The sequence below is a fragment of the Allobosea sp. FBZP-16 genome (assembly GCF_002831785.1).
GTDB lineage: Bacteria > Pseudomonadota > Alphaproteobacteria > Rhizobiales > Beijerinckiaceae > Allobosea > Allobosea lupini.
The window spans coordinates 127308-138002 of record NZ_LNCQ01000056.1 but is presented as its reverse complement, the minus strand read 5'-3'; the positions used below and the strand labels follow the sequence as shown (position 1 = coordinate 138002).

Sequence of the window (10695 nt, the reverse complement as noted above, 5' to 3'; positions counted from 1 at the left end):
GGCGTGCCCGCGCCTCTGGCGGCAGCCGTGCTCGTGCTCTTCGGCATCTTCGGAATCGGCTGGTTCCCGCTCTATCTGCTCGATATCGCCGAGATGGCCCCGCGTAGCTCGATCGCCTCGACGGTGAGCTTCGCTTCGACGCTGTGCCTGATCGTGATGGCGCTGGGGCCCTGGCTCTTCGGCCTGGCCGCCGACCGGTTCGGCTACGCCTGCGCCTGGGCGCTCCTGATCGTCCCGGTCGTCGTCACGGCGCTGCCGCTGCTGAGGAGCCGGACCCAGCTTGCCGGAACCTGAACGGGTGTCACCGCTTCAGGACAACACCTTCAGGCCGGCCGGTGTCTCGATCTGCGCGCGATAGCGCAGCTCGCTGCCATGCATGATCGCTGGGGGGCGATCGATATCGAGTTCTTCGTAGAGCTTGGCGACCGCGGCCGCGTCGGGGTGATTCAGGGAGAATGACAGGAGCCGGGCGCCGAGATCGGCCATCGTCGCCATCGAACGCGGTTTGCCGCGCCGGTCGATGATCGACGGAGCGGCGCCGCCTAGCGGAAGCGAGCCGTCCTCGGGGAGGGCGAAGTCGAACAACGGCTCTGCCCAGGGCAAGGCGACTGTTCTGCCGAAGACATGCTCGCGCCCGACGACGATCGCGTCGATCGCGACGGTCCTCGCCACCCAGCCGCGCAGGCGCCTTCCGGCATCCCAATCCGCCCGGACCTGTCTCTGATCGCCCAGCCCGAACCAGCGCGGGCAGGGCGGCTCCTCACCCTGCGGGTCGAGGGCTACGATCTCCAGATAGGTCGCGTCACCGAGCTGGAGCAGGTGGTTGTGAGTGCCCATATAGGCGTGCCGCTGCCCGAACGGCACGTCGAGGTCGAGGCAGGCGCGCACGTGCGCGACGCCCTCGGTCAGGGTCGGCGCGATGACGGTCAGATGGTCGAGCGCGAGCATGGCTGCCGCGCCGCCGCCTCAGCTCGCATAACCCTTGACGGTCGACAGCGCCGTCATCACCCCGCGCAGCTCCGCCAGGCCGCGCAGCCGGCCGACCGCCGGATAGCCGGGGAACGAACCCTTCTTGGCGTCGTCGAGCAGTTCATGGCCGTGATCGGGCCGCATCGGGATGCGCCAGTGTCGCCAGCCTGCGGCCTTGCGCCGGGTCTGCTCGGCCATCAGCGCGTCGACCAGGGCGACCATGTCGGTGTCGCCGCCGAGATGCTCGGCCTCCATGAAGGAGCCGTCCGGGTCCTTGGCGACGTTGCGCAGATGCGCGAACCAGATCCGGTCGGCGAAGCGGCGGGCGATGGCCGGCACATCGTTCTTCGGATTGGCGCCGAGCGAGCCGGAGCAGAGGGTCAGCCCGTTCGAGGGGCTCTCGACCGCCCCGAGGATGAAAGCGATGTCGTCCTCGGTCGAGCAGATGCGCGGCAGGCCGAAGAGCGGCCGCGGCGGATCGTCCGGATGGATGCACATGCGGATTCCGACCTCTTCGGCGGTCGGGATCACCGCCTCGAGGAAGCGCTTGAGATTGGCGCGCAGGCCGTCATGGCTCATATCGGCATAGCGCGCGAGGATGCGCTTCAGCCCCGGCACATCGTAGCGGTCATAGGCGCCGGGCAGGCCCGCCATGATGTTGGCCATCAGCCTGGTTCGGTCGGCCTCCGAGGAGCGCTCGAACCAAGCCCTGGCCCTGTCCATCACCTCGGCCGGATGGCCTTCGTCTGAGCCTGGCCGCTGCAGCATGAAATGGTCGACGACGACATATTCGTGCAGGTTGAAGCGCAGCGCCGTGCCGCCGCCGGGGAGGGGTTGGGCGAGGTCGGTGCGGGTCCAGTCCAGCACCGGCATGAAGTTGTAGCAGACCACCTCGATGCCGCAGGCGGCGAGGTTGCGCAGCGACTGGCGGTAATTGGCGAAGATCGTCTCGAGGTCGCCTTCGCCGATCTTGACGTCCTCGTGGATGGGCAGGCTCTCGACCACCGACCAGCGCAGGCCGAGGCTCTCGTCGGCCTCGATGATCGCTTTCCGCTTCTCGATCTCCTCGACGCTCCAGACCACGCCATAGGGGATCTGGTGCAGCGCGTTGACGATACCGCGCGCGCCCGCCTGACGGGCCTGGGCGAGCGTCACCACATCGTCCGGGCCGAACCAGCGCCAGGTCTGTTCCATCGTTGCTGTCCTTTTGGAGCGCCGTCTGTCGCGGCTTTTTTCAGGTGGGTTTGCTGAGGCCGCCGCTTGCCGCAAAGGCGTCGACATGGTCGCGCGCGATCGTCTCGATCGCGTCGAAGACGGTGCGCAGATGCGCCCGCATGGTGCGCTCGGCCCGGGCCTCGTCGCCGGCGCTGATGGCCTCTGCGATCTCTCGGTGCTCGCCCAGGATCATCTCCGACCAGCCGCCGGTATCGAGCGACAGGCAGCGGACCCGGTCGAGCTGCGCCTTGACGCTTTCGATCAGTCCCCAGACCGAAGGGTGGCCGGAGAGCCGCGCCAGTTCTGCATGGAACTCCTCGTCACCGCGGAAGAAGCCGACCCGGTCGCCATCGGCGAGCGCCTGCTCCTGCTGCGCGATGAGAGCGGCGAGGGCGGCCCGCCCCGCCCCGTCGATGTTTTTTGCCGCCAGAGCCACTGTGCGGCATTCCAGCGTCTCGCGCACGAACTGGCTGTCGTAAACCGCGGCAAGGTCGATCGGCGCGACGAAGGTGCCGACTTGCGGGACGACGACGAGGAAGCCGTCCTCGACCAGCCGCTTGAAAGACTCGCGCACCGGCGTCCGGCTGACACCGAACTGCAGCGCCATGCGCGCTTCCGAGATCGCCTCGCCCGGGCGCAACACCGCGTTCAGCACATCGCCGCGCAACGCCCGGTAGATCTGGTCGGTGCTCTGTCTCGCCGCGGCGATGCCCATTGCCAAGCTCTTGTTCACTAGTATACTAGGATACCGGCTCGAACGGAGGCGTCAACTCCGAAAGCCACGATTTCAGTAGAAGCCGGTGCTGAAAGTGCCGCAAGAGCCCGCTTTTCACGGGCTGGGGAAACAGCAGGCGGCAAGGCCGCCGGGAGGGGAGATCATGGTCCAGGATACGATCCATCGCCGTACATTCCTCGGCGGCGTCGCTGGCATGGCCGGTATCGCGGCCGCGCCCGGAGCCTTCGCTCAAGCGCTCAAGCTGCCGGCGTCGCCGCTCACGATCAGCGTCATCGACGTCGGCGGGGCGCTCGCCCTGGTCCAGACGCCGCTTGAAAACTACCCCAAGGCCAACCCCAAGGCCGTCTCGCGGATGGTCTTCACCAAGGCGCCCGCGCCGGAGCTGCCCGCCAAGCTTAAGGCGCAGCAGGATGCCGGCCGCCTCGACATCGATTTCGTCATCGGCGGCCTCGACGTGCTCTCGGCCGGCATCGACCAGAAGCTCTGGGTCGAGCTGCTGCCGCGCTTCGCGGCTGAGCTGCCCAAGCCTGAGGACATCTACCTGAAGCCTGCGCTCGCCATGCACAATCTTGGGCGCGGCCAGGCCATGGCGATGGTCTATTACCCGTCCGGCCCGTTGCTCGAATACATGCCCGACAAGGTCAAGACCCCGCCGACCACGGCGCAGGAGCTGCTCGACTGGACGAAGCAGAACAAGAACCGCTTCCTCTATGCCCGTCCGGCCAATTCCGGCCCCGGCCGTACCTGGATCATGGGCCTGCCCTATATCCTCGGCGACAGCGATCCCAAGGATCCGGCCAAGGGCTGGGACAAGACCTGGGCCTATCTGAAGGCCCTGGGCGAGAACATCGAATACTACCCCGGCGGCACGGGCGCGACGATGAAGGAACTCGGCGACGGCTCGCGCGACATCATCGTCTCCACCACGGGCTGGGACATCAACCCGCGCGTCCTCGGCGTCGTGCCGAAGGAGGCGAAGATCCAGGCGCTGAAGGGTTTCCACTGGGTCACCGACGCCCAGTACATGATGATCCCCAAGGGCGTCTCGGACGAGAAGCTCGCCGTGCTGCTCGACCTGATCCGTCACATGCTGACGCCGCAGCAGCAGGCCTACACCTATGACGAGGGCTATTTCTATCCGGGTCCGGCGGTGAAGGACGTGCCGCTCTCGATGGCGCCGGCCTCAAGCCAGAAGGCCATCGCCGAGTTCGGCCGGCCGGAATACGACAAGTTGATCGCCGAGAACCCGATGGAGACCCCGCTCGAGCCCGAGAAGATGGTCGTCGCCTTCCGCATCTGGGACGAGCAGGTCGGCGGCGCCAAGCGCAAGTAAGCCTGCGAGAATAACTCGCCCTTGTCGTCCCGGGCGAGCATCGCTCGACCCGGGACCCATGCCTGAACCGTCTTCGGATAGGCTCAGGCCTGGATTCTGGATCTCCGCTTCGCTGCGTCCGGGATGACCAGCTTTTCCATGAAATCGGTTATCGGCCCCAGCCGGCCGCCCATCCGTTCGAACCCGATGGTCCTTCATGTCGATACATGCTGCGAACTTCCGCGAACTCAGGCTCGACCGGCTTTGCCGCGACTTCGGAACGCATAACGCAGTCAAGGACGTGTCGCTGACGATCAAGCAGGGCGAGTTCATCGCACTGCTCGGCCCCTCCGGCTGCGGCAAGTCGACGACGCTGAACCTGATCGCCGGCCTGCTGCCGGCGACCGGCGGCGGCATCTGGCTCGACGAGAAGCGCATCGATCCACTGCGCCCTGAAGAGCGCGGCTTCGGCATGGTCTTCCAGAGCTATGCGCTCTTCCCACATATGAGCGTGAAGAAGAACATCGGTTTCGGCCTGAAGATGCGCGGCATGGCCAAGGCGGAAAGCGACCGCCGCGTCGCCGACGCCGTCGCGCTGGTCCGCCTGCAGGGCCAGGAGGAGAAGCTGCCCGGCCAGCTCTCCGGCGGCCAGCAGCAGCGCGTCGCCATCGCCCGCGCCATCGCGGTGCAGCCGCCCCTCGTGCTGATGGACGAGCCGCTCTCCAATCTCGACGCCAAGCTGCGCCTTGAGATGCGCGCCGAGATCAGGCGCATCCACAACACGCTCGGCGCCACCACGATCTACGTCACGCACGACCAGGAGGAGGCGCTCTCGCTGGCCGACCGCATCGTGGTGATGCGCGATGGCGAGATCCGCCAGGTCGGCGGTCCCGAGGACCTGTTCTCGCGGCCGGACCATCTCGACGTCGCCGAGTTCATGGGCTTCCGCAACAAGGTCGCCGGCCGCGTAGCCTCCGCCACCGCGGAGACGGCAACGGTCACGGTCGGTGAAGTCGGTGTCGTCGGCCGTGTTAGATCGCCGGTCGCGGCCGGGCAGGGCGCGCATATCTCGATCCGGCCGGAGGACCTCCATCCGGTGGCGGACGGCGCGCCGGGCCTCAAGGCCAAGGTGGTTTCGACCGAGTTCCACGGCCGCGAATTCGTCGGCTTCGCCCGCATGGCCGATGACACGCCGCTGACCTTCCTCGCCGATAGCCGCATCGCGCCCGGCACCGAGATCAGCCTCGCGGCGGCTCCGGATCGCGTCCTCGTCTTCGGAGATGGCGCATGAGCACCCTGTCCGCAAACGCAGCCGAGATCCCGCTCAAGCAGCGCCTCGCCGCGCGCGGTCTCGACGGGCTGACCCTGCTCGTCCTGCCGGCGGTGTTCTTCCTGCTGGCGCTGTTCATCTACCCGTTCTTTTACGGGCTGTTCCTGTCCTTCAATCCCAAGGCCGGCGGCGCGCTGGCGAACTACCAGCGCTTCTTCTCGGATTCGTTCCTCTACGACACGATCGCGACCACGCTCTGGCTTGCCATGCCGGTGACGATCGTCACGCTGCTGCTGGCAATCCCGATCGCCTTCCGCGTCAGGTTGATGAAGAACCAGCGCCTGCTCACCACCATCCTGGTGATCCCGATCACGCTCGGCACCGTGCTTGTCGCGGAAGGCCTGCTGAACTATCTCGGCCCGCAAGGCTGGTTCAACCGGACGCTGATGACGCTCGGCATCATCTCCTCGCCGGTGAAGCTGCTGCACAATTACTGGGGCGTGATGCTCTCGCTGGTCATCACCGGCTTCCCCTTCACCTTCCTTTTGACGCTGTCCTACCTCACCGGCGTCGATCCGGCGCTGGAGCAGGCCGGAGCGACCCTCGGCGCCGGGCCCTGGCAGCGCTTCAAGCACATCCTCTTCCCGCTGCTGCTGCCCGGTCTCGCCATCACTTTCTGCCTCAGCTTCGTCCAGGCCTTTTCGGTCTTCCCCTCGGCGGTGCTGCTCGGTGCGCCGGCAGGGCCGACGCGTGTGATCTCGATCGCCGCCTACCAGGCCGCCTTCGAGGAATACGACTACTCGATGGCCTCGGCGGTCGCGATGATCATGGGCATGGTCCAGCTCGCCATCGTCGTCGCGGTGCTTGGCCTGCGTGGCATGCTCTATCGCGGCCCGGCCGGCGGCGGGAAGGGCTGATCCGATGGTCAAGGACACCCGCCTCTCGACCAAGCTCTGGGCCGCGGCCAACTGGACGCTGATCGGCTTCTTCATTGTCAACCTGTTCGGCATGATCGCCGCGGTGGTGACGAGTTCGTTCTCGACGCGCTGGCTGCGCTCCTGGCTGCCCGATGGCTGGACGACGCGCTGGTACGGCGCCGCCTGGAGCGAGTTCCAGCTTGGCGACGTGCTGACGGTCACCTTCCAGATCGTCTTCCTCGTCGTCTTCCTGTCCGGGCTGATCGGCGTGCCCGCCGCCTATGCGCTGGCGCGGCGCGATTTTCCCGGCAAGAAGCTGGTGATGCTGCTCTTCCTGCTGCCGCTGCTGGTGCCGCCGATCACCTTCGGCATCCCGCTCGCGACGGTGCTCTACCGCACCGGCCTTGCGGGCTCGATGTCGGGCGTCGTGCTCGCCAACCTCGTGCCGACCGTGCCCTTCGTCATCCTGGTGATGATCCCCTTCATCGAGCAGATCGACACCAAGATCGAGGCGGCGGCCCGCGTCTTCGGCGCCAACACCTTCAAGCTCTTCATCCATGTCCTGCTGCCGCTGCTGATGCCAGGCATCCTCGCCGCGCTGCTGCTCGTGCTGGTCCGCACCATCGCGATGTTCGAGCTGACCTTCCTCACCGCAGGCCCGACCAGCCAGACGCTGGTGGTCGCGCTCTACTACGCGGTCTTCGCCGCCGGCGTGCGCGCCGTGCAGTCGATCGACGCCATGGCGGTGATCTACATGGTGACGACACTGGTCTGGCTCATCATCGCGCTGCGCTTCGTCAACCCGACGCAGATCGTGGCGCGGGCGAAGCGCTGAGAGCATTGTCCTTTGCGCTTCCAAAGCGGGTCGTCCCGGACAAGCCGCGTCAGCGGCGCCGATCCGGGACCCATTCCTGAACCGTTCCGGAATGGGTCCCGGGTCTGCGCTCCGCTTCGCCCGGGACGATCGGAGTTTTTCAATCGAGCTATAGCGGGAACCTCCCGCCGTCTCCCGCATTCCTCCGCTGCTCGTCGCGTTGCGGAGAAGGGTCATGGTCGCCAAGCCCGAAGACAAGGCCAGGTCGTCCGGTCGACTGCGCCGTACGACCGTCGACGATCTGACCATCCGTCGCGTCAGGGTCGGCCGGAATTTCGGCTATCGCGACGCCGACGGCGGCAGGATCACCGACGAGGAGACGCTCGCCCGCATCCGTTCGCTGGCGATTCCTCCGGCCTATCAGGACGTCCGTATCGCCGCCGATCCGCGCGCCCATCTCCAGGCAGCGGGGCGCGATGATGCCGGCCGTATCCAGCATCGCTACCATCCCGACTGGGAGAAAGTGCGCGAGCGCCGCAAGCTCAAGCGCCTCGGCCACGTGATCGCCGCCCTTCCGAAGCTGCGCGAGCGAATCGCCGCCGATCTCAAGGACAGGGACCTGTCGCGCCGCAAGGCGCTCGCCTGTGCCGCTGCGATCATCGATCGCTGCCATATCCGTGTCGGCAACGAGGTCTATGCCCGCACCAATGGCAGCCATGGCGCCTCGACCTTGCTGAAGCGCCATGTCGACATCACTGGTAGGCATGTCGCTCTCGCCTTCCGCGGCAAGGGCGGCAAGGATATCGTCTGCGGCCGCGACGACGCCCCGCTTGCGCGCGCTCTGCTGCGGCTGAAGACCTTGCCAGGCAAACGCCTGTTCCAGTACCGGGCCGAGGACGGCGCGGTCGCTGCGATCAACGCCGCCGACATCAACGCCTATCTGAAGGAAGCGGCTGGCCTATCCGTGTCGAGCAAGGATCTGCGCATGCTCGCCGCCAATGCGGCGGCAGCCGAGCTGCTGCTCTCGACCGACATCGCCGCCAGCGAGCGCGGCCGCAAGCGCCAGCTCGCCGACATCATGCGCGCCATCGCCGAGCGGCTGGTGAACACGCCGGCCGTGGTGCGCAAGAGCTATGTCCACGCCATCGTCGTCGACGCCTATGCCAGCGGCCGCCTCAGCCGCGCCTATCGCAAAGCGCGCGGGCGCGGTGGCTGCTCGCGGATCGAGCGGGCGCTGGGATTGCTGGCGGCGTGAGTGGGATGCATGGCCGCCTGCCGGTGCCGGGCGGCGGCAGGGGTTGAACGCGCCGGCGCGCTGGTGATGCTCGCAGCAAATCATCCGAGGAAGCGCCAGGCATGTTTCTCACCAATTCCGACATGGTCGAGCTGATCGAGCTGCGCCATGCCCTGCACCGCGCGCCGGAGATCTCGGGCGAGGAGCGCGAGACGGCAAAAGCGATCGTCGCTTTCCTCGCGCCGAGTGCACCGGACCGCATCGTCGCCGAGCTCGGAGGCCACGGCGTCGCCGCGATCTATGACGGCGCCGAGCCCGGCCCAACCGTGCTGATCCGCTGCGAGCTCGATGCCTTGCCGATCGAGGACCTCTCCGGCGCACCACATGCCTCGCAGGTGGCGGGCAAGGGCCATCTCTGCGGCCATGACGGCCATATGGCGACCGTCGCGGCACTGTCGCGCGGCCTCGGCCGGCAGCGGCCGCAGCGCGGGCGCGCCATCCTGCTGTTCCAGCCGGCGGAGGAGACGGGGGCCGGCGCCGCCGCCGTCATTGCCGATCCGAAATTCACGGAGATCGCGCCCGACTTCTCCTTCTCGCTGCACAACAAGCCCGGCCTGCCGCTTGGGTCCGTCCGGATATCGGAAGGGCCGGCCAACTGCGCCTCGCGCGGCCTCAAGATCGTGCTGACCGGCCACACCTCGCATGCTGCGACGCCGGAACACGCGGTCTCGCCGATGAAGGCGCTCGCCCGGCTGATGCCGGAGCTGACTGCGCTCGGCCCGGGCGGCGCGCTCGAGGGCAATTATCGCCTCGTCACCGTCACCCATGCCAGCATGGGTGAGCCGGCGTTCGGCATCACGCCCGGCCGCGCCGAGCTTTGGGCGACGTTGCGCACGCTAAGCGATTCTCTGATGGGCTCGCTCTGCGCCGAGGCTGAGGCTCTGGTGCGCGAGGCGGCCTCTGCCGGCGGGCTGTCAGTTTCGATGGACTACCACGACGTCTTCCATCATTGCGAAAACCATCCCGAAGCGGTGGCGCATCTGCGCCGCGCCTGCGACGAGGAAGGCATCGCGCGCGGTGAGACGCCGCCGCAGCGCGGCTCCGAGGATTTCGGCCTGTTCGGTCGTGCCTCGAAATCGGCGATGTTCCTGCTCGGCTCCGGCGAGGACACCCCGCCGCTGCACAATCCCGATTACGACTTCCCGGATGACCTGATCGCGCCCGGCGCCCGCGTCTTCATGCGCACGATCCGCAATCTGCTGGGTTAGAAGGAGGCCGTCATTCTCGGGCGTAGCGAAGCGCAGACCCGAGAAGCTCCTGAAAGAGATGCTCGGGTCGAGCCCGAGCATGACGCGCCCCTGTCGGATCGTGCTATGCGGCGCCTCGAACACAAAAGAGGTGCCCATGCGCAGGATCAGGATCATCGGCATCGGCGCCGGCAATCCCGAGCACGTCACGATCCAGGCGGTGCGGGCGCTGAACAGCGTCGATGTCGTCTTCGTGCCGGACAAGGGCGCCGAGAAATCGGCGTTGCGCGAGCTGCGCGAGGAGATCTGCCGGCGCTATATCGAGCATGGCAACTGGCGCACCGTACCGCTCAAGGTGCCCAAGCGCGCCGAAGCGGGGAACGATTATCGCGGCAGCGTCGACGACTGGCATGCAGTGCTCGCCGAAAGCTATGAGCGCCTGTTCCGCGACGAGCTCGGCGAGGATCAGACCGGCGCGCTGCTGGTCTGGGGGGATCCGTCGCTCTACGACAGCACCTTGCGCATCATCGAGGCCGTGCGCGCCCGCGGGCTCGTATTCGACTACGACGTCATCCCCGGCATCACCTCGGTCCAGGCACTGGCGGCGGCGCATCGGCTGGTGCTGAACCGGATCGGCGAGCCCGTCACCATCACCACCGGCCGCAAGCTCGCCGAAGGCGGCTTTCACGACGAGAACGGCAGCACAGTGGTCATGCTCGACGGCGAGCAGGCTTTCGCCAAGATCGATCCCGCCGGCCTCGACATCTGGTGGGGCGCCTATCTCGGCGCGCCGCAGGAGGTTCTGGCTTCCGGCCCGCTCGCCGAAATCTCGGACGAGATCGTCCGCAGGCGCGAGGCGGCACGCGCACAGAATGGCTGGATCATGGACACTTACCTGCTGAGGCGACACGAGGGCTGACCGGCGACGTTTGCCGCTAGGCCACCATACCGGTATAATCTGCGCGGGCTGGCCGAGGAGTT

General features: G+C 67.2%; 10 protein-coding genes and 1 pseudogene. 8 read left to right on the top strand and 3 right to left on the bottom strand.

Annotated elements, in window-relative coordinates:
* A pseudogene (locus CXY91_RS28375) lies at positions 1-294 on the top strand (MFS transporter); the annotation flags it as partial.
* Positions 295-309: 15 nt separating this feature from the next.
* Here the strand turns inward: CXY91_RS28375 and CXY91_RS28370 are convergent.
* From CXY91_RS28370 to CXY91_RS28360, 3 genes are read right to left on the bottom strand one after another with little or no spacing between them, the layout of a single operon-like run.
* Positions 310-948, bottom strand: coding sequence for a VOC family protein (locus tag CXY91_RS28370; protein WP_100965321.1), 639 nt, complete (start codon positions 946-948; stop codon positions 310-312).
* An 18-nt stretch (positions 949-966) separates the two neighbouring features.
* Positions 967-2163 (bottom strand): mannonate dehydratase, encoded by a 1197-nt coding sequence (uxuA, locus tag CXY91_RS28365; protein ID WP_100965320.1) that lies wholly within the window; start codon positions 2161-2163, stop codon positions 967-969.
* Positions 2164-2203: 40 nt separating this feature from the next.
* Entirely contained in the window at positions 2204-2899 is a 696-nt protein-coding gene (locus CXY91_RS28360; RefSeq protein WP_100965319.1) for a GntR family transcriptional regulator, read from the bottom strand.
* A 163-nt stretch (positions 2900-3062) separates the two neighbouring features.
* Between CXY91_RS28360 and CXY91_RS28355 the strand changes: the two genes are divergently transcribed.
* The 7 genes from CXY91_RS28355 to cobF all read left to right on the top strand — a co-directional run bounded on the left by CXY91_RS28355 (position 3063) and on the right by cobF (position 10633).
* Positions 3063-4253 (top strand): extracellular solute-binding protein, encoded by a 1191-nt coding sequence (locus CXY91_RS28355; RefSeq protein ID WP_100965318.1) that lies wholly within the window; start codon positions 3063-3065, stop codon positions 4251-4253.
* 196 nt (positions 4254-4449) lie between these two features.
* Positions 4450-5523 (top strand): ABC transporter ATP-binding protein, encoded by a 1074-nt coding sequence (locus CXY91_RS28350; RefSeq protein WP_100965317.1) that lies wholly within the window; start codon positions 4450-4452, stop codon positions 5521-5523.
* On the top strand, positions 5520-6419 hold the full coding sequence (locus CXY91_RS28345; RefSeq protein ID WP_100965316.1) for an ABC transporter permease: 900 nt from the start codon (positions 5520-5522) through the stop codon (positions 6417-6419). The genes CXY91_RS28350 and CXY91_RS28345 overlap by 4 nt, the downstream gene beginning before the upstream one ends.
* Before the next feature lie 4 nt (positions 6420-6423).
* A complete protein-coding gene (locus tag CXY91_RS28340) occupies positions 6424-7254 on the top strand; it encodes an ABC transporter permease (protein WP_091830929.1) in 831 nt (276 codons plus the stop codon).
* 214 nt (positions 7255-7468) lie between these two features.
* Entirely contained in the window at positions 7469-8488 is a 1020-nt protein-coding gene (locus tag CXY91_RS28335; protein ID WP_100965315.1) for a DNA topoisomerase IB, read from the top strand.
* A 101-nt stretch (positions 8489-8589) separates the two neighbouring features.
* Positions 8590-9735: an amidohydrolase gene (locus tag CXY91_RS28330; RefSeq protein WP_100965314.1), complete on the top strand. Its 1146-nt coding sequence runs from the start codon at positions 8590-8592 to the stop codon at positions 9733-9735.
* A gap of 136 nt (positions 9736-9871) precedes the next feature.
* Entirely contained in the window at positions 9872-10633 is a 762-nt protein-coding gene (gene cobF / locus CXY91_RS28325) for a precorrin-6A synthase (deacetylating) (RefSeq protein ID WP_100965313.1), read from the top strand.
* Positions 10634-10695 lie beyond the last annotated feature (62 nt).

Excerpts from the sequence above, each read along its gene's own strand:
- CXY91_RS28355 (WP_100965318.1), top strand. The coding sequence starts at position 3,063 with ATGGTCCAGGATACGATCCATCGCCGTACATTCCTCGGCGGCGTCGCT.
- CXY91_RS28345 (WP_100965316.1), top strand. The coding sequence starts at position 5,520 with ATGAGCACCCTGTCCGCAAACGCAGCCGAGATCCCGCTCAAGCAGCGC.
- cobF (WP_100965313.1), top strand. The coding sequence starts at position 9,872 with ATGCGCAGGATCAGGATCATCGGCATCGGCGCCGGCAATCCCGAGCAC.
- CXY91_RS28350 (WP_100965317.1), top strand. The coding sequence starts at position 4,450 with ATGTCGATACATGCTGCGAACTTCCGCGAACTCAGGCTCGACCGGCTT.
- CXY91_RS28360 (WP_100965319.1), bottom strand. The coding sequence starts at position 2,899 with ATGGGCATCGCCGCGGCGAGACAGAGCACCGACCAGATCTACCGGGCG.
- CXY91_RS28330 (WP_100965314.1), top strand. The coding sequence starts at position 8,590 with ATGTTTCTCACCAATTCCGACATGGTCGAGCTGATCGAGCTGCGCCAT.
- CXY91_RS28335 (WP_100965315.1), top strand. The coding sequence starts at position 7,469 with ATGGTCGCCAAGCCCGAAGACAAGGCCAGGTCGTCCGGTCGACTGCGC.
- uxuA (WP_100965320.1), bottom strand. The coding sequence starts at position 2,163 with ATGGAACAGACCTGGCGCTGGTTCGGCCCGGACGATGTGGTGACGCTC.
- CXY91_RS28340 (WP_091830929.1), top strand. The coding sequence starts at position 6,424 with ATGGTCAAGGACACCCGCCTCTCGACCAAGCTCTGGGCCGCGGCCAAC.
- CXY91_RS28370 (WP_100965321.1), bottom strand. The coding sequence starts at position 948 with ATGCTCGCGCTCGACCATCTGACCGTCATCGCGCCGACCCTGACCGAG.